Below are 18,401 nucleotides of genomic sequence, written 5' to 3'. Positions count from 1 at the left end.
AGGGAGTTGCAATTGATGAAATCAAAAGTTCCTAAGGCTGCTATTCATTAGGTATTTTTTCAATCGTAGCATCATTTGCAATTGGTGGTGTAGATTTAGTCGTTACGCTGAAAGATATAACGAGTTTATCCCCAAATTGATAATTCCTATTTTTTTCGATAGGAATTTTTAATAGTTTGTTTGGAATAAATTTCATTGCTTCCATCTCGGAGTAGGTAAGTGCTTCCTTTTTTGTAGGGGTATCTGCAACGAGTATGTATACAGTGTCAATTGAAATAACATATTCTGTGAAAGTCTCCGTTTTCAGAGAAGTAGTATTAGTTTGGTTTGGCGCATCTAATGCTACTGTGCATCCGCAAGCTAATGTTAGGGTGGTTATTAAAGTTATGATTGTTTTTTTGTCATTCTTATTTTTAGCCTCCATATAGTATATATTTCGTAATATAATATTTTAATGTATAGATAAACGAATTATATCATGAGAAAGTGAATATAAATTAAAACTTAATTTTGCAAAAAAAGAAGCTTATCCTCTACAAGTAAAAGAAGTGTAACTTTAAGTACATATAGTATAAGCGTGATTAAAAATATTATGTGGAAGTGAAAATAGAAGTTAAAGAGGTAGTTCGTTTATAAAGGAAAGGCGTAACAAAATGGTATGAACATTGTCAGCCATATTTTTTTTATGAATTTATAAAACTTTTCCATGCAGTGTATCGTCTAATATATGGGAAGGAGGGAAGGCTGTGGATGAATTAATGATAGAAGCGTTTGAAATAGAAGATAAGGAGGACCTTATCGACGAAATAATGAACAAGTATGGACAAGAAGTCTTACAGCTTGTGTATTCATATGTGAATAATAAAGAGGTTGCTGAGGATGTAACGCAAGATATATTTGTGAAATGTTATAAATCTCTTCATACATACAAAGGGAAGTCGAATGTGAAAACGTGGTTATGGAGAATTGCGATTAATCAATGTAAGGACTATATAAAGAGTTGGTATAACAAAAAGGTGATCGTGGCAGAGGATGAATCTGCTTATATTGGGGTTCAAAATGATAGTGTCGAACAAATTGTCATTCAAAATGCGGAGGACCGTGAGCTCGCTTCTGCAGTGATGAATTTACCGATAAAATATCGAGAAGTGATTTATCTATTTTATTATGAAGAATTACCAATTAAAGAGATTGCTATTGTAATAGACGTGAAAGAAAACACGATAAAAACGAGACTGAAAAAAGCGAAGGAGCTTTTGAAGAAAGGATTGGAGGAATAATCAAATGGAAGATCGATTAAAAGGCCTGCGAAAGTCAATGGAGAATACAACGTTTAAACATTTGAGTTTTTCTGATCAACATCGAAAGCAGGTGCGTGAAAAAATCAATGCATCACACGAAAAGGAAGAGGACATCTCTTTAGCCATTTTACAACTCCTCAGTAATGAAAAAACAGGATATGAATTGTCACAGCTGCTACGAGGGAGAGGGATTCGAAAATTCGAAGGAAATGAAGGTTTTTTATATACCGTATTACATCGTCTAGAACAGAATCGTTTTATTCAATCAAGTTGGGATCATGCGGGAGCGAAATATTATCAATTAAATGATAAAGGAAGAAAGATGCTGCGAAAGGCAGAGAAAAATGCTACGAAGGTACAATTTATATTAAAAGGCTTAGTACAGGAGTGAGGCGAAATTGAATAAAAAAGGGGAGCGTTTTGTAAGCGAAGTTACGAATCATATTAAATCAAAAGAAGCAAAGAGCTTTGTGGCAACTGAACTAGATTTTCACTTAAAACAGGCGAAGAACACATGGATAGAAAAAGGATTAAGTGAGGAAGTTGCTGAAAATAAAGCTGTGGAACAAATGGGAAGTCCAATTAAACTAGGGCAAGAACTTAATAAACTTCATAAGCCAAAGGTGGATTGGTTCTTGCTTATTTTATTAGTGGCTGCGATGGGGCTAGGCTTTTTGCCAGTTATAGCTTTTGGATATATGAATGATTTACTAATGAATAAGGTGCTATCTGTTATTCTCGGTATTACAACAGTTGTAGTGATGATGCTACTTGATTACCGGAAGCTAGAGAGGCTCGGGTGGCTGTTTTATACAATTGGTGTACTTATCTTGTTAATATTAAATTGTTTTCCGAGTGCTTACGTGAATGGAGAACCGTTAATAAAAATTGGTCCCGTTGCAATTGGTCGTTTAATGGTATTGCCGTTCTTTTTTCTAGCTTGGGCTTCTTTTTTCAATAATAGTAGGTTGAAAGTTAGATACTTTGTGGTTTTATATTTATTTTCTTTGTATTTATTTTTATTTGGATCAGATATTTCAACAATTTTTATTTATATCACGATGGTATTCGTTATGCTTTGGTGGAGTAAGTTAGGAAAGAAAAAGGCATTGATTATTACGGTTGTACCCATTTGTTTATTTATTATTAAGGTATCCTTTTCCATGGCCTCAGCAAAAAGATACTACTTGGAGAGATTTTTAGGGTATATAAATCCAGAGCGTGATGCACGTGGCGCAGGGTTTATGTATATACGTTTAAAAGAGATAATGTCGTCAGCAGGTTGGTTTGGTACAGCTGGAGATACAAGGTTCATCCCTGCTGGAGATACTGATTTTGTATTTGCTAGTTTGACTTACTATTATGGGTATTGGCTTGCGCTAATTCTTGTCTTCGTTCTTTCTCTTTTTGCAGCAAGATTAATAGTTATATCTTATAAAATAAATGATCGGTACGGTAAATTGCTGCTCGTTGGTGGAGTGACTCTTTTTGTATTCCAGTTTATTTATAATGTTGGAATGATACTAGGGTTATTGCCGCATGCTGCTATATCCTTACCTTTTATTAGCTATGGATTAACGCCGACTGTATTTCATTCGCTTATAATAGGGATCGTGCTAAGTGTATATCGGCGTAAAGATATTTCAGTGAGAAAATCAGCTTAAAAAACAAACCACCCGTTCCCTATATTCTTTAGGGCATAGGTGGTTTTATTTGCACACTTAACAAGTTTTTCCGTTCTCAACTTCTCCGCATGAATCAGGAATTTGCTTATCTTTTATTAATAGTAATAGAAGTTCAAAAAACTGTTCACGTTGCTCTAATGTGAGGTTTTGCAAAATATCGTCTGCGACTTCGTCTTGGAATGCGAGCGCCTTTTCCATATTGGAATGCGCACGTTCAGTAAGTTGAATTAATGTAGCCCGGCGATCGGTTGGATCTGGTATACGAATGAGGAGCTTGTCTTGTTCGAGTGCATCGACAAAATCGGTAACTGTACGTGCTTTGACGCCTAATTTAGCAGCTAATGCATTCATTCGAATGGGGCCATTTTCAGAAACGGTAGATAGAACGCGTAGCCTAGGACCTGTTAGATGATAAGGTGTGTCAAAAGCTGACAATTGAGATTGAAATTCTCTTTGAACATAGTTGGTCGATTGCATTAATATATGGATGATATCTATTGCAGCTGGATTATTTGATTTCATGAGTGGAATGACCTCCTCAGTATTTTTTAGTTCATTTTTGCACGTTTCATAAATATATTGTATATTATTAGTGAGTATCCTCTCTATATTATAAACAATTAGTGAGTAACCTCATTATATTGTATACTCATAATGTGTAATAGCGGGATAATTACTATTATAACTGATGCTGGGGTCTATAGAAAATGATAATAGAGTGAGGTGGATCTATGTAAGTCGTTTCATGATTCAATAGTAATACTTTAAAAACACATATAACGGAGGAGTGTACATGACTATTGTAGCACTAGTACTTCAATGTTTATTAATTTTTGCATTTTTCTTTTCAAGTGTTAGTAAAATTGCGGGAGCAAAAATGCAAGTAGAAGCTTTCTCTCATTTAGGTTTACCTCAATGGTTCAGAATTGCGACAGGTTGGATCGCTTTAGCAGGAGTGGTTGGGCTGATTTTTGGTTTTTGGAATGAGGTAATACTCGTTTTAGCGGCATTATGGATTGCTTGTATTATGTTAGGGGCTGTATTGTTCCATATTCGTGTTAAAGATTCAATTGGTAAAATGATGCCGGCAACAGTGCTTATGATTTTAGCGCTAATTGTTGCGTTCGTTCATTCTTCAGCGGTAACAGGACTTTTGTAAAATGAATTGTAGATTAGTAGATTCGATTGAATAGAAGTAGAAACTGAGCTCTTACGATAAAAATGATATCCTCATTATAATAAATTAGTGTGGATATTCATTATGTTGATACTCATTTAAATTTGTATAGATTATGGGAAAGAGAAAAGGAGGTCTACACGATGGTAGATAATTCATCACAAAATGCGGATAAACTGCTAGGAGTTTTAGTAGTCACCCTAATATTTTCGGTTATGAACGGTACGATGTTTAATGTAGCTCTTCCTGAGATCGGTAAAGAATTCAACCTTGTTCCTTCAGAGGTTAGCTGGATTATGACTAGTTATATGGTCGTTTACGCTGTTGGTTCCATCGTGATGGGAAAACTGGCGGATAAATATCGGCTAAAGGATTTGTTAACGTATGGATTACTTATTTTCGCTCTAGGTTCCTTGCTTGGCTTACTTGCTACTGAGTACTGGGTTATTATTTTCGGGCGTGTTATTCAAGCGGCGGGAGCTTCTGTTCTTCCGGCGACAGCGATGATTATTCCGGTTCGGTACTTTGCGCCAGAGAAAAGAGGCCGTGCGCTTGGAACTTCAGCGGTTGGTTTAGCACTAGGTAATGCGTTAGGACCGGTTGCGGCAGGATTAATCACAAGTTTTGGAAGTTGGAGATTTATGTTTGTTCTTTCTTTACTACCGCTTCTAACGCTTCCTTTCTTTAGGAAGTATTTAGATAATGCAAAAGGGAAGGCGGGTAGTATTGATGTTCTTGGCGGAGGGCTATTAGCTGTATCAGTCACGTTCTTCTTGCTTGCCATTACGCAGATGCAAGTGCTGTTATTCCTTGGCGGATTTGTTACGTTAGCTTTCTTCATTTTGCGGATTAGAAAAGCTACAGAGCCTTTTATTAAACCAGCTCTGTTTAAAAATAAGAACTTTTCGATTGGGTTACTCCTTGCTTTTATGACGACAGCAATGAGCTTTAGCATGACATTCATGACGCCGCAATTTCTATCGGCAGTAAATGGATTGACGCCTTCGAATATTGGCTTCGTTTTAGTTCCAGCAGCAATTGCTTCGGCGATTATGGGAAGAAAGGGAGGAAGAGTGGCTGATACTCGAGGGAATTTTGCACTCGTTTTTATGGCCGCAGTATTCATATTTCTTGCTTTCTCATTATTATCTACTTTCATCGGGGTCTCGGTTTTTATCATTGCATTGATTTTAATTTTCGGGAATGTAGGACAAACCTTTATGCAGATTTCGATGTCTAATACGATTTCACAGACGTTGTCAAAGGAGGAGACAGGTGTTGGAATGGGATTATTGTCGATGATTAATTTTATATCCGGCGCGATGGCTATGAGTGTAGTAGGGAAATTACTTGACCATGGTTCTACTTCTATGCAGTTCAATCCTTTTATTGCAAATCACGCTGCAAATATGTATAGTAATATTTTCGTCGTTATGTCATTGCTGATTATAATTGTAGTCGTGCTGTATCGTTTTCAATTTGGTACGGGTGCTTCTAAGTTGAAGAATATGACTAGCAAAGGGAATAAGAGCTTATAAAAGAATACGAGGAGGTTTATGTATGAATCAAACTGCGTCTGTTTCTTCGCAGTCAAATGAGTTTGACAATGTGAAAAGACTCCCAATTTTAATATCGATGATCATTGGAGCGTTTTTTACCATTTTGAATGAAACATTATTGAACGTTGCTTTTCCGCAATTGATGATTGAGTTGAATGTAACACCGTCGACTCTTCAGTGGCTTTCAACAGGGTACATGCTTGTTGTTGCCGTGCTAATTCCTGCTTCTGCTTTATTAGTACAATGGTTTACAACAAGACAAGTATTCATAGGTGCTATGGTAGTCTTTACTGTCGGTACATTTGTAAGTGCGATTGCGCCTGGATTTTCTATACTATTGCTTGGTCGTTTGTTACAAGCTGCAGGTACGGGATTAATGATGCCCGTCTTAATGAATACGATTCTCCTTCTATATCCTCCGGAAAAGAGGGGAGCGGCAATGGGGAGTATTGGGCTTGTAATCATGTTTGCTCCTGCCATTGGACCGACACTTTCAGGTATCATTTTGGAAACATTGAATTGGAGATGGCTATTTTATATCGTTCTTCCGTTTGCAATCTTTTCCATTGTTTTTGCGTTCATCTATTTAAAAAATGTCTCAGAGCCTACTAAACCAAAGGTAGATGTGTTATCCATTCTTTTATCTACAATTGGATTTGGCGGGATTGTTTATGGGTTTAGTAGCTCAGGTGAAGGTTGGGATAGTTTCCGGGTTTATGGAATCATCCTAATTGGTCTTGCAGCAATTCTATTCTTCGTATTACGTCAATTGAAATTGAAGGAGCCATTACTAGATCTTAGTGCATTTAAGTATCCGATGTTTACTCTAACGACAATTTTATTGACGATCATGATGATGACGATGTTTTCGACAATGACGTTACTACCATTCCTATTCCAAGGTGCTTTAGGCTTAACTGTCTATGCAACTGGTCTTATCATGCTTCCAGGTAGTCTATTGAATGGTCTGCTTTCTCCAGTTTCAGGGAAGCTCTTTGATAAATTTGGTCCAAGAGCGCTTATTATTCCTGGTACGATATTATTAGCAGGTGTGATGTGGTTCTTTACACAAGTAACGACAGATACGTCTAAAATAACTTTCATCCTATTACATGTCACTATGATGGTATCCATTTCAATGATCATGATGCCGGCGCAAACGAACGGTTTGAACCAACTTCCGAGGCGATTTTATCCGCACGGAACAGCCATTTTGAATACTTTGTCGCAAGTAGCTGGTGCGATAGGAGTTGCTTTCTTTATTAGTGTTATGACTTCCGGACAAAAGAAATATTTGGATGCATCTTCAAATCCAACTGACCCAGCTCAATTGACAGAAGCAATGGTTTCAGGCGTGCATAATGCTTTTACGATTGGCTTTGGTTTGGCACTACTTGCAGTCGTTGTAGCTTTGTTTATAAAGCGTTCGGAAACCTCAGATCATTAATAGAAGGGTTTCGCTAATTGATAAACAAGATTTTAATCTATTTCTTGTTCAACATTAATTTTTATGCACTTCCCAGTCTTAATTGTTTTATTTCAAAAACGTAAATAGATAGTAGAAGAGGGTTATGATAAATAACCCTCTTTTCGTGTTTAAATAAGTGCACTCTCTTTAATAGAAATACATAATTCAGAACGAGAGATTGATTCAGTTAGTTGTTGTAAATAGGTGTATTCTTCTGCACCTTTTTCTGAAGTGTTAGGATCTAATAAAGGTGAAGATAGAAGTACATTCAGTGTAAGTATGTCTGCATCATGAGAAGTGATGTTATAACCTGCAAATACAGGGCGTTTTAAGTCTTTTAAGTAAGTGCTCGTTTGCATGCGTATCACTATTTTATGTACAATAAAAGAAAAGCCTCTTATGAGATGGGGAGAGAAAAACTCATGTCCAGCCAACAATTAGTAAATTTACGTATTGATTTTGCGTTTAAACAACTATTTGGCACAAGTGGAAATGAAGATATTTTAAGTGCTTTTTTAAATGCGATGTTACAGGATTCTTTAGAATCGCCTATTGTTTCATTACAATTAGTAGATCCACATTTACACAGGGAACATGAAGAAGATAAGTTATCTATTTTAGATATTTCAGCTACATTAGACACAGGAACAAAAGTCAACGTAGAAATACAACTCAATAATAATCATGATATGATTAAACGCAGTTTATATTATTGGGGAAGGTTATACACATCTCAGCTTCAAAAAGGAATGCCATACAGCTCTCTTCATAAAACAATTACAATCAATTTGTTAAATTTCGTTATGTTTCCTGAATACGAGGCATTCTATACAACAGGAGTCTTATGGAATCGACAACAACATAAAATATTGAGTAGTGATATCGAAGTTCATATCGTAGAGATTACGAAACTTATGCAACAGTGGCGGAATGAACAAGTAAATCCTTGGGAAAATTTGTTTGTTCGTTGGTTATTACTACTTCCGGCAAACGAGGATGAACAACTAACCCAAACATTGGAGGACATTGCGATGAACCAAGACCCGATTTTACAAAAAGCAATGAATAAATGGGAGCGTATGAGTCAAGATTCTTCTTTTCGACAAGCATATGAAGCAAGAGAGAAAGTTTTGATGGATGAAGCCGCAAAGTTTGCTCATGCTCGTAATGAAGGAAAGAAAGAGGGGATTGAAGAAGGTAAGATTCAATTAATTCGTGGAATGCATAAAAATGGAATGCCAATCGAAGATATTGCAAAGTTTACAAATTTACATTTAGAAGAAATAGAAAGCATTTTACAAGTATAAATGATAGAAAAACACCTCCACTGAATTTGCATACTTAGTATACGGATTCAGGAGGTGTTTTTTCATGTGCCACTCTTTAGGTTCATTTCAAATTATCAAGTTGTAATAACTTCAAAACTTTCCGAATTAGCCCCAAGTACAAAAGGACTAACCTCGCCAACGCTATAAAGTTGCAGTTCATGCATTGCGCGCGTGCAAGCAGTGTAGAACAATCTACGAACGCTCTCGTCGCTGTATACATCTTTAGAAGCATCGTAAATAATAACAGCATCAAATTCGATACCTTTCGCTAAGTAAGCAGGGATCACGACAATGCCTTGCTCATACTCGGCTGAGTTACTTTTCACAAGTTTAATATTCTCGATATGACTAAGTGCTTCGTAGGCAGCAGCGCTTTCAGCTGCAGATTTACATATAATTGCGATCGTATTGTGCTGCTCTTTTTGTAGTTCAGCAACTTTGGCAGTAATATGTTCATGCAGTTCGCTGTCATTTGATACTTTCGTCACTGTAGGTTTCTCACCGTCACGTTCAAAGGCGTGAATGTTCTCTCCTTCCGGTACGAGAGCACGTGTAAATTCAATAATCGGTTTTGTTGAGCGATAGCTACGAGTTAAGTTGATACCGTTCGTTTCATCTGGTCCGTATAAGCTAGTAAGTGTATTGAAATTCACTGCTTCACTCGCATGGGCAAATATCGCTTGGTTAAAGTCTCCGAGTACAGTCATTCTTGCAGCAGGGAAGAGACGTTTTAAAAACTCAAATTGAAACGGTGAATAATCTTGTGCTTCGTCTACGAGTACATGTTTAATCGATCTATTCGTTTGGAAGCCTTCAATTAATTCTTTTAACAGTAAAAATGGAGTCGCATCCTCGTAATATAGCTTTCCTTCATCAAGCATGTTTACTGTTAATGAGCAAATGTCATCCCACTCTTTCGGTTTTTCCTCAGTAACCCATGATGCATCTGTGAAGAGCTGTTTATATATGCCGGTGAAATTGATGAAACGTAATGTTTGAACGCCTTTACGAAGTGGCTTCAATTTTTTACGGATAATCATACGTCCAAGTACTTTCGTTTCTTTCTCAAAATCATGAAAGGAGTTGTCGTCAAACTCGCCTTTTTTCTGTAAATATTTATAAGCCTTTTGGTATTCATCTTTACTCAGTAATTCGATTTCTTCTTCTACCCAAGGCTTTTTCAGTTCTGCTTTTTCAATTGCATCTATTTGTTTATTTAGCCAATCTGTTAACTTTTCAATTCGATTATGGAAACGGAGGGAGGAATCAGTGTTGTAAAATTGTTCTGTAATTTCTTTAGCAGAAACAATTAACTTTCCTCTAAATTTCATTCCTCTAAATAGCATGCCTGAAGATTCAAGGGATTGTCTATACGCTCTAATCATCTCGAAAAATTGAGTGGATGCTTTAAATCGAATGCTCGCATTTCTCGTTTTATAGGTAGGGCTATTCGTTTCAGTTAACATATATTCTAATTGTTCATAAGGATCTTCAACGTCAAATGACTTACTGAGTCTATGGTTTAAATATTCTTGGAATGTCACTTGCTGCATATTTTCTTCACCGAGTTCAGGTAGTACGTTAGATACGTAGCTGTTGAACATAGAGTTAGGGGAGAAGAGAATAATTTGATCAGCTTTTAGCCATTCGCGATATTTATATAGTAAGTAAGCGATTCGTTGCAGGGCAGCTGACGTTTTACCGCTACCAGCAGCTCCTTGCACGATAAGGAGTCGGCCTTCATCGTGACGAATAATTTCATTTTGCTCGCGCTGAATTGTAGCAACGATACTTTGCATATGTTTGTTCGTACCTTTTCCGAGCGCTTGTTGCAAGATTTCATCACCAATTGTAAGGCTCGTATCGAACATAGAATCAATCTCGCCATTTTGAATAATGTATTGTAATTTTTTCTCCACATTACCGTGGATTACGCCTCCTGGTGTACTGTATTCAGCCGGTCCTGGTGGATAATCGTAGTACACACTCGAAATAGGTGCGCGCCAGTCATATATAAGAAAGTTTTCTCCGCTTGCATCAGTAAGTGTAGCTACGCCGATATAAATTTGATCCGCAGCAGATTCTCCTTCTTCTTTGAAATCAATTCGCCCAAAGTAAGGTGCTTTATGCATGCGTCTTAATGCGGCAAGTCGATTAAAGGTGTGCTTATGGGTAATTTGTGTGACAGCTAGTGACTGAGCTTGTTGTCTTAAGTTGATAACTGTTTCAAGATAATCATCGAAAGTATCAGTATTCACTTTCACGTCATCCCAAAAGTGTTTACGAATATGGATTACTTCTGCCCGGCGTCTGCCAGTTTCGTTTTCCAGTTTATCAATTTGCTCCGTAATCGTTTCGATTACGGTATCCAATCGTTTTTGCTCTAAATCAAGTTTTTTGTTCATACGTAAGCACTCCTTTAAAAGTGAAAAATAGAGGTTGACTGAAGATGTGTTTTGGTGTACAATTAAGATACGGATAAATACGTTCTGTGTATTTTTGAAAACGTGTTTCTGTACTAATTTAACATAGTTTCTTAATTTAATCAATGATAATAAGATAAACCTTGGTTCCGCGCGGTGGAATCGAGGTTTTTTTGTGTTTCTTGAAGAGGGGATCGCGATCATTGTCAGTTTTTGTCGGTAAGTCGATATATTTTGAAAATCGCCGATATAATTGGAGTTGCGCTGATATATTTCGAAAATCGCCGATATAATTAGAGTTGCGGTCGATATAATTGAAAAATCGCTGATATAATTTAGATTCACGAAAATCAACTACATAATTTCATGTACCGAATCTAGACGCAATGTATCACGAGAAGAGGGCAAACAAAAAAAGCTCGGGCTAATCCCGAGCTTTTCATTATTTCTTTTCGTCTTTCTTAGCGTCAGCTTTTTTCTCGTCGAAAAGATCTTTCAAATCTTTATCGTCAACTTTTACGTCAGCTTTTTTGATTTCTTTCATCATAAGCTCGTTCATGAATTCGCCGTCTTGTGCTTTCTTCTGAACGATTTCTTTTTTGATGTCATCTTTAGATTGTTCGAAAGATTTTTCTGGTTCTTTAATGTCTGTTACTTTAATGATGTGGTAACCGAATTGTGATTTCACAGGCTCGCTTACTTCATCTTTTTTCAGTTTATAAGCAGCATCTTCGAATTCTTTAACCATTTTACCAGAGCTGAAGAATCCTAAGTCGCCACCTTTTTCTTTTGAACCAGTATCTTCAGAGTATTGTTTCGCTAACTCTTCGAAAGATTTACCTTGTCCAAGTTCTTCTTTAACCTTTTTCGCAGTCGCTTCATCTTTTACAAGAATGTGGCTTGCTTTAATTTCAGGCTTGTAGTTATCTTTTAATTCTTTATCAGTGATTGTTTTCTCGATAGCTTTTTCTTGCGCTAATTGAGCACGCACACCAGTTTTTAACGTTTCTTCTTTAATACCTTGTTGTTTTAATAGTGTATCGAATTGATCACCGTATTGTTTTTTCATTTCATCGAACTTTTTGTCTACTTCTTTGTCTTCAACTTTGTAGTTTTTAATAAGTACTTTTTCCATAACCATGTTGTTTAGTACTTGTTTACCAGCTTGTGTCTTCATTTGATTGTAGAACTCGTCTTTTGTAATGTCACCAGCTTTAGATGTAACGATTTTGTCTGATGATGATGTTCCACATGCTGATAATGCGATTACACTTGTTGCGGCTAAGGCAAGCATAGCTTTCTTCATTCGATAAACACTCCTACTATTATGTATTTTTAATTTATCCTACACCAATGAATTTTAGTTCATAAGAGCCCGATTAAGTCTCACTGATACTTTTGCTTTGTATATTGGTAAAGCGCGCTTAACAGGGCTTACCGAGGCTGAGGATAAAGTTAAGATGCGTGTCATTTATTTCATAGTATAAGCAATATGTACAAAATTTAATATATCATATTTCGACTCGATTTCATATTGATAAAGAAAATTTAACCAGTGCGTGTCAGATTTTGAAGGTGTTCCATATTGGGCGCATGCCGCATATACAGAAAAGAGGAGGGGATGGGGATGAATTCTCAACTTATTTTATTACTTGTACTGTTTATTTTATTGGTTATAGTAGGTATAATTTGCTTATAGAGGAAAAAAGTGAGGAAGGGGCTTCCTTCCTCACTTTCCATGAAATATAATTTCTATATAACTAGAAATTAATAAAATTGTTATACATACATTAATAACCCGAAAGACACCGGGTTGGCGGCTCGCAGCTATTTGTTTTCGTTCACACAGTGTATGTGTCATGAAATTCGTGTAAAATATAACAAGAAGTGCGAATGCGACAAAAACAACTGTTATAAGTGTCATGAGGCGAGACCTCCTTTTGGTAAAATACATATACTTTATATATTGTATCATACGATATTTTGTTCGTGTTATAAAATTCAGAAATAGAAGACTTTGTGTTAGAAAGAGAGGGAGAAAATGGACGTTGTTAGAAGATTAGAACAAGCTGAATACTACGTAGACCTACTATTTAAAATGATTGATGAAGAAAAGTGTCCATTTTATTCTTTGATCATAAAGAAAAAAGCTCGTAAAAAAGATATTGAACGTATACTAAATCTTTGTGAAATATTGAACGAGCAATATGTAGTGGAGAAAGCAGAAGGGCTTCTTTTGTTCGATGCGCTGTTAGATCAATTTGAAAAAGCGCTTCCACATCAGCTCGAAGTACACGAAACTGCGGAAGCGCTAGCAAAACAAGGTTTATTTAAGCCGCTTATGAATGAATTCTTAAGCATGATTGCGAAACAATAAATAGATTACTTCTTAACTAACTTCTGATCGGATTCCGTAAAATTCTCCTCAATATTCTCTAATGACTTCTCAAAAATATCGATGAAGTCTTGTCCGTAAATGTTGCGCAAGATAGCGATAAGTTCGATATTTTCTGGGAACTTACCATAGAAATTACGAAGTGCAAGAGCCCCATTAAATACAGAGTTATTTTCAGGATCATACTCCTCCATTAAGCGAAGTAGTAATTCTTCCCCTTTGTCTGTAATCTCAATGTACGTATTTCGTTTATCATCTTCTTTTTTTGAGAATACAAGATAGCCGCGTTCTTCCAGCTTTTTCGAGAAGTTAAACGCCGTTGATACGTGCATAACTCCAAACTTAGCAATCTCAGAAATAGAAGCCCCTTTTAAATGATAAGCGATTGATAAAATATGATGCTCATTAATGTTTAAATCGTAAGGCTTAATCCACTGTTGCCAATCTTTCTCTACACATTTCCATAACGCTTTCGATAATTGAGCAATGCGTTGGCTGAAAATCATCGCTTCTTTTACCGAGTAATCTTTTTCTCCACTTTTCATTTACTCACCCACTTTAACATTCTTTTTCATTACTATCTATTATGCCAGTAAAGTAAAAATTAATAAAGTCTTTTTGTGAGAATTGTGAAAATTTTTCGGAAAAATGACATTCTATACAAATCATGCATAACTATGGAAGCGTTTTATGAGTCGTGAATACATGTGTTGTCCTTACATGTTAAGTGATAACATATATTGTAAATGCATAAAAACACGGCATATCTGTGTGATATGCCGTGTTAAGGTCAATTTATATAAAAAATATTTGTTATATGCAAAAAACTAAGCAGGAATTTGTTTACGCTTTTTCCGGAACAGCTTCTTGTAGTTTCTCAATTGATTTTTGAATGTCCAAAATTTCTTGCTCAATATGTCGTTTGTTTTGAGAAATATCTTGCTTCCAGTTAGAAAGCGTGTCTTGCATATCTTCTTTTAATTCTTGAAACACTTCTTTACCTTCCGAAGCAGTTTCAACGATTTGACGTTTTAATAATTTTGTATCAGCTGTAATATCAGCTAAAGTCTTTTTAATATCAGTTCCTTTTTCTTTTAGCTTACCGCGCATAGTTTTACCAGAAGAAGGAGTAGAGAAAAGAACGGCTAATCCAGCAACTGCTCCGCCGCAAATGACACCTGTAATAAAGGATTTAGCTTTTGACATAAAAGGAAACCTCCTTATTTTTTGTTCGTATTCATGATGTGAAAAAATATGCATATCTTTAAGATAAGGGGAAGAAAAGTACACAGTCCCCGGCATCTTGAATGGAGAAACAAGCCGTGCAATATGTAAACATTTTAGGAAAGTGGCTTGTTATGTATTACTTCTTATTATAGTGTCATTATTTCACACTATTTGCAATTGTACTTGCGATGTTTTGTAAATTTTCCATTGTGTATTCATTTTGATGTGATTTCCAAACAGCACCGAAACCATCGTTTTCACCGTAGCGTGGAATTAAATGAAGGTGGAAGTGGAACACAGTTTGTCCAGCTTTTTCACCGTTATTGTTAAGTAGGTTAAAGCCAACTGGATTAAACTCTGCTTTAATCGCATTTGCGATTTTCGGAACGACAGAAAAAATGTGTGATGCGATTTCTGGCGTTAACGCAAAAATGTCTTGTTTGTGAACTTTTGGAATAACAAGAGTATGTCCTTTTGTTACTTGACTAATATCTAAAAATGCAAGCACATGTTCATCTTCGTATACTTTTGAGCAAGGGATTTGCCCGTCAATAATTTTACAAAAAATACAATTGTCCGCTGTATGATTCATTGATCTCATCCTTTCAAGTAGCCTTAGCCGTATTTTACCATAATTATATAAGAGAACAAACACGAAAAACAGGAAGCTGACTCAGCTTCCTGTTTTCTGAAGAGGGATTGAAAAAGCATTATCGTAATTTACGTTTCGCAGACACCTCATTTATTTAAGAAATGCACGGTAAATCGGCTAAAGTTTCTGCCGTAGACACCCCATTTTCAAGTGAAATGAATTGCAATCTTTATAAAAGGAAATTGTTTATTTTTTAAAACAGTATATGCTCTTTCGGAGACACCCCGTTTCTAAAATGAAACAAATGATCTGGTTATGTGTAAATTTCTTTGTCCAACACGGACACCCCATTTCATGATGACTTCACTATGTTGTTGTACTCATCAATAGGTGGTTGCTTTTTCAATGTGTTCCTTCTTCAATAATTATGATGTCCGCTTTCGTAAAAATATATGCGAACAAATTTAAATTTTTTTTGAGGGCATCGATACTATGTAGTACAGCGCTATTTTTGGTAAGATGAATATAGAATGAATACTAATGAAGAAAGTGGTGTCGTATGAGCGAGTTATTGCGTGTAGAAAATGTTACAGGAGGATATACGAAACGACCTGTACTAAAAGATGTTTCGTTCTCTGTTAATAAAGGCAAACTTGTCGGCTTAATCGGTTTAAATGGAGCGGGTAAAAGTACGACGATTAAACATATTATCGGTTTAATGGAACCGAAAAAAGGAACTGTCACAATTAATGGGAAAACAATTCGTGACGATATGACAGCGTACCGTTCTAGTTTTTCGTTCATCCCAGAAACACCAGTATTATATGATGAGCTAACGCTAGAAGAACATTTGAAGTTAACAGCAATGGCGTACGGTGTAGATGAAAAACAATATGAAGAACGCGTAGGACAACTATTACAAGAATTTCGCATGAAAAATCGTTTAAAATGGTTTCCGTCTCATTTCTCAAAAGGGATGAAACAAAAGGTAATGATTATGAGTGCGTTTTTAGTTGAGCCATCTCTTTACATTGTGGACGAACCTTTCGTTGGGCTTGATCCGTTAGCAATTCAATCACTCCTTCAAATGATGGATCAAATGAAAAAGAGCGGCGCGGGCATTTTAATGAGTACACATATTTTAGCGACAGCAGAGCGTTATTGTGATTCATTCATTATTCTCCATCAAGGTGAAGTGAGAGCAAAGGGAACATTATCTGAACTTCAATCACAGTTTAATATGCCAGGTGCAACGTTAGATGATATTTATATTGCATTAACGAAGGAAGAAGATTATGAATAGCACAGCATTATGGAAAGAACGATTTCGTCACTTTCTAAAAGAAGTTCGTACATATAGTAAATACGTATTTAACGATCATTTAAAATTTATTTTCGTATTTATCATCGGCGCAGGAGCGTATTATTACCAGCAATGGTTACAAACGTTAACACCTTCGTTTCCGGCGGCGCTCGTTATGGCAGTGTTGCTTGGACTTGTATTAACGGCCGGATCCATTCAAACGTTATTAAAAGAAGCGGATCTCGTTTACTTACTGCCAGTTGAACAAAAATTAAAACCATACTTTACAAAGGCATTTCTTTTTACGTTTATGATTCAGTTATACATAATTGCAATCGTAGCGGCAGCGCTTGCCCCGTTATACTTCCAGCAAATGAAACAAACAGGAGCGGCTTACATATGGATTGTACTCGCGTTTGTTATCGTAAAAGCGTGGAACTTATTCGTAGCGTGGGAAAAATCATTTTTAACAGATCAAAATATACAAAGAGCTGATTGGTTCATTCGTTTTATTTTAAACGGCTTATTTGTTTATTTCCTTGTAGAGCGTACTTCCGTTATGTTTATTGGCGGAATCGTCCTTCTCATGGTGTTATACCTCGTAGTACTGCATCAAATGGTGAAGGGAAAGCCGCTAAACTGGGAGTATTTAATTTCTGAAGAAGGTAAGAAGATGATGCTGCTGTACCGCATCGCGAACATGTTCGTTGATGTACCAGCATTAAAAGAAAGAGTAGCACGTAGAAAATGGCTTGATTTCATTCTTTCGATGATCGGTGAAAAGCGTACATATTTATACTTATATACGAGAACATTTTTACGATCTGGTAACTATTTTGGCTTATATGTGCGTTTGCTCGCTCTTGGAGGAGTTATTCTTTACTTCATTCCGTTCTTATATGGACGATTTATCGTAAGCTTCATCTTCCTATACTTAATCGGTTATCAGCTATTAACTTTATGGAAGCATCACCGCATGAAGATTTGGCTTGATTTGTATCCGGTCGGGGGAGAAGAGAAGAAGAAAGATTTTCTTGTCTTATTAAATGCGATCCTTATTACCGGTAGCGTTGTATTTACAGCTATATTCGCCCTTGCGACGAAAGATTTCATGATGACGGGAATTTTACTAGTCGTAAGCATAATATTTAGTATCGGTTTCGTTTATCAATACGGAGCGAAACGTATTGAGCGTTTAAATTGAAGGGAATGAACCTATGATTACATACGAAGAGAAGGTTATAAAAGAAGTGGAGCAGTGGAAAGCTACATTCATGAAAGATTCTTCTATGATGACACGGTTCTCTAAGAAAGTGCAGACGAAAGTACAACAGCTTATTCCGGCGAAAGTGCAAAAAGTATTAACGGAAACGATTCGGCTGATGGTGCAAACGATTAGTGCCGGATCAAACTTTATAAAGCCGAAATTAAAAGAAACGCACTGGTCATTGCAAAGAAGAGACGACGAAGTACGTAAAAAGATGGATGAGTACAAAAAAATAGCAGCGGCAGAAGGAGCAGGGACGGGAGCTGGCGGTATTCTCCTTGGTCTTGCTGATTTTCCGCTTTTACTCGGCATTAAAATTAAATTTTTATTCGATGCAGCAACATTGTACGGATTTGATACGAGCAACAAAGAAGAGCGCCTTTTTATCCTTCACGTTTTCCAACTTGCCTTTTCAAGTGACGACTACCGAAAAGAAATATGGAAAGCAATTGAAACGTGGGATACAGAAGAAGAAAATCATATGGATTGGGAAAAGTTCCAAACAGAGTACCGAGACTATATCGATTTAGCAAAAATGCTTCAGCTCGTACCGATAATCGGTGCCCCGGTCGGCGCATATGCGAACTATCAATTACTGCAAAGGCTCGGAGAAGTGACGATGAATTGTTATCGTATGCGATTGCTGAATAAAAATTAAAAAGAAAGCATCCTAAAT

Annotated in this window: 20 protein-coding genes and 1 pseudogene; 12 read left to right on the top strand and 9 right to left on the bottom strand. The window is 36.4% G+C overall.

What is annotated here, in order from left to right; translation table 11 throughout:
• Positions 1-40: 40 nt before the first annotated feature.
• Positions 41-424 (bottom strand): DUF3221 domain-containing protein, encoded by a 384-nt coding sequence (locus ACUN0F_RS28315; RefSeq protein ID WP_264463084.1) that lies wholly within the window; start codon positions 422-424, stop codon positions 41-43.
• 322 nt (positions 425-746) lie between these two features.
• Here ACUN0F_RS28315 and ACUN0F_RS28310 point away from each other — a divergent pair, with 322 nt between their 5' ends.
• The 3 genes from ACUN0F_RS28310 to ACUN0F_RS28300 are packed head-to-tail and all read left to right on the top strand — an operon-like array spanning position 747 to position 2,965.
• A complete protein-coding gene (locus tag ACUN0F_RS28310; RefSeq protein WP_445540543.1) occupies positions 747-1,280 on the top strand; it encodes a sigma-70 family RNA polymerase sigma factor in 534 nt (177 codons plus the stop codon).
• A gap of 4 nt (positions 1,281-1,284) precedes the next feature.
• Positions 1,285-1,692 carry a PadR family transcriptional regulator gene (locus ACUN0F_RS28305; protein WP_000390169.1) on the top strand — a complete coding sequence of 136 codons (408 nt, stop codon included), beginning with the start codon at positions 1,285-1,287 and terminating at the stop codon, positions 1,690-1,692.
• 7 nt (positions 1,693-1,699) lie between these two features.
• The gene (locus tag ACUN0F_RS28300) at positions 1,700-2,965 is read left to right on the top strand and encodes an FtsW/RodA/SpoVE family cell cycle protein (protein ID WP_445540542.1); all 1,266 of its coding nucleotides are present in this window, start codon (positions 1,700-1,702) and stop codon (positions 2,963-2,965) included.
• Between the two features lie 57 nt (positions 2,966-3,022).
• Here ACUN0F_RS28300 and ACUN0F_RS28295 read toward each other — a convergent pair whose 3' ends face one another.
• Positions 3,023-3,508 (bottom strand): MarR family winged helix-turn-helix transcriptional regulator, encoded by a 486-nt coding sequence (locus ACUN0F_RS28295; protein WP_445540541.1) that lies wholly within the window; start codon positions 3,506-3,508, stop codon positions 3,023-3,025.
• A gap of 271 nt (positions 3,509-3,779) precedes the next feature.
• Here ACUN0F_RS28295 and ACUN0F_RS28290 point away from each other — a divergent pair, with 271 nt between their 5' ends.
• From ACUN0F_RS28290 to ACUN0F_RS28280, 3 genes are all read left to right on the top strand, one after another.
• Positions 3,780-4,145, top strand: coding sequence for a DoxX family protein (locus tag ACUN0F_RS28290; RefSeq protein WP_000156916.1), 366 nt, complete (start codon positions 3,780-3,782; stop codon positions 4,143-4,145).
• 161 nt (positions 4,146-4,306) lie between these two features.
• A complete protein-coding gene (locus tag ACUN0F_RS28285) occupies positions 4,307-5,701 on the top strand; it encodes an MFS transporter (RefSeq protein WP_445540540.1) in 1,395 nt (464 codons plus the stop codon).
• Between the two features lie 22 nt (positions 5,702-5,723).
• Complete coding sequence (locus ACUN0F_RS28280) at positions 5,724-7,169, top strand: MDR family MFS transporter (protein ID WP_445540539.1); 1,446 nt, start codon at positions 5,724-5,726, stop codon at positions 7,167-7,169.
• Between the two features lie 149 nt (positions 7,170-7,318).
• On the opposite strand, the pseudogene ACUN0F_RS28275 reads toward ACUN0F_RS28280, so the two are convergent.
• Positions 7,319-7,531 (bottom strand): annotated as a pseudogene (locus ACUN0F_RS28275) (hypothetical protein); the annotation flags it as partial.
• Between the two features lie 81 nt (positions 7,532-7,612).
• Between ACUN0F_RS28275 and ACUN0F_RS28270 the strand changes: the two are divergent.
• Positions 7,613-8,497, top strand: coding sequence for an Rpn family recombination-promoting nuclease/putative transposase (locus ACUN0F_RS28270; protein ID WP_445540538.1), 885 nt, complete (start codon positions 7,613-7,615; stop codon positions 8,495-8,497).
• 95 nt (positions 8,498-8,592) lie between these two features.
• Here the strand turns inward: ACUN0F_RS28270 and helD are convergent, their stop codons facing one another.
• A complete protein-coding gene (gene helD / locus ACUN0F_RS28265; RefSeq protein ID WP_445540537.1) occupies positions 8,593-10,923 on the bottom strand; it encodes an RNA polymerase recycling motor HelD in 2,331 nt (776 codons plus the stop codon).
• A 460-nt stretch (positions 10,924-11,383) separates the two neighbouring features.
• Complete coding sequence (prsA, locus tag ACUN0F_RS28260; protein WP_445540536.1) at positions 11,384-12,247, bottom strand: peptidylprolyl isomerase PrsA; 864 nt, start codon at positions 12,245-12,247, stop codon at positions 11,384-11,386.
• A gap of 279 nt (positions 12,248-12,526) precedes the next feature.
• Here prsA and ACUN0F_RS28255 point away from each other — a divergent pair, with 279 nt between their 5' ends.
• Entirely contained in the window at positions 12,527-12,640 is a 114-nt protein-coding gene (locus tag ACUN0F_RS28255; protein ID WP_002007073.1) for a hypothetical protein, read from the top strand.
• A 30-nt stretch (positions 12,641-12,670) separates the two neighbouring features.
• Here ACUN0F_RS28255 and ACUN0F_RS28250 read toward each other — a convergent pair whose 3' ends face one another.
• Positions 12,671-12,865, bottom strand: a complete 195-nt coding sequence (locus tag ACUN0F_RS28250) for a hypothetical protein (RefSeq protein ID WP_000172690.1) — start codon at positions 12,863-12,865, stop codon at positions 12,671-12,673.
• A 117-nt stretch (positions 12,866-12,982) separates the two neighbouring features.
• On the opposite strand from ACUN0F_RS28250, the gene ACUN0F_RS28245 reads away from it, so the two are divergent.
• Positions 12,983-13,318, top strand: a complete 336-nt coding sequence (locus ACUN0F_RS28245; protein ID WP_000383652.1) for a DUF1878 family protein — start codon at positions 12,983-12,985, stop codon at positions 13,316-13,318.
• 5 nt (positions 13,319-13,323) lie between these two features.
• On the opposite strand, the gene ACUN0F_RS28240 is transcribed toward ACUN0F_RS28245, so the two are convergent.
• From ACUN0F_RS28240 to ACUN0F_RS28230, 3 genes are all read right to left on the bottom strand, one after another.
• Positions 13,324-13,881 carry an HTH-type transcriptional regulator Hpr gene (locus ACUN0F_RS28240; protein ID WP_000834920.1) on the bottom strand — a complete coding sequence of 186 codons (558 nt, stop codon included), beginning with the start codon at positions 13,879-13,881 and terminating at the stop codon, positions 13,324-13,326.
• A gap of 298 nt (positions 13,882-14,179) precedes the next feature.
• Positions 14,180-14,542, bottom strand: a complete 363-nt coding sequence (locus ACUN0F_RS28235; RefSeq protein ID WP_088121566.1) for a YtxH domain-containing protein — start codon at positions 14,540-14,542, stop codon at positions 14,180-14,182.
• Between the two features lie 178 nt (positions 14,543-14,720).
• Positions 14,721-15,155, bottom strand: coding sequence for an HIT family protein (locus ACUN0F_RS28230; RefSeq protein ID WP_001016840.1), 435 nt, complete (start codon positions 15,153-15,155; stop codon positions 14,721-14,723).
• Positions 15,156-15,714: 559 nt separating this feature from the next.
• On the opposite strand from ACUN0F_RS28230, the gene ecsA reads away from it, so the two are divergent.
• Genes ecsA through ecsC form a run of 3 tightly spaced genes read left to right on the top strand, consistent with a single transcriptional unit; the run spans position 15,715 to position 18,383 of the window.
• Positions 15,715-16,458, top strand: a complete 744-nt coding sequence (ecsA, locus tag ACUN0F_RS28225) for an ABC transporter ATP-binding protein EcsA (RefSeq protein ID WP_264463094.1) — start codon at positions 15,715-15,717, stop codon at positions 16,456-16,458.
• Positions 16,451-17,662, top strand: coding sequence for an ABC transporter permease EcsB (gene ecsB, locus ACUN0F_RS28220; RefSeq protein WP_445540535.1), 1,212 nt, complete (start codon positions 16,451-16,453; stop codon positions 17,660-17,662). The genes ecsA and ecsB overlap by 8 nt, the downstream gene beginning before the upstream one ends.
• A gap of 13 nt (positions 17,663-17,675) precedes the next feature.
• Entirely contained in the window at positions 17,676-18,383 is a 708-nt protein-coding gene (gene ecsC / locus ACUN0F_RS28215; RefSeq protein WP_445540534.1) for an ecs operon protein EcsC, read from the top strand.
• Positions 18,384-18,401 lie beyond the last annotated feature (18 nt).

This window comes from Bacillus sp. 1A, assembly GCF_052682215.1.
This window is presented reverse-complemented; position numbering and strand designations above follow the sequence as displayed.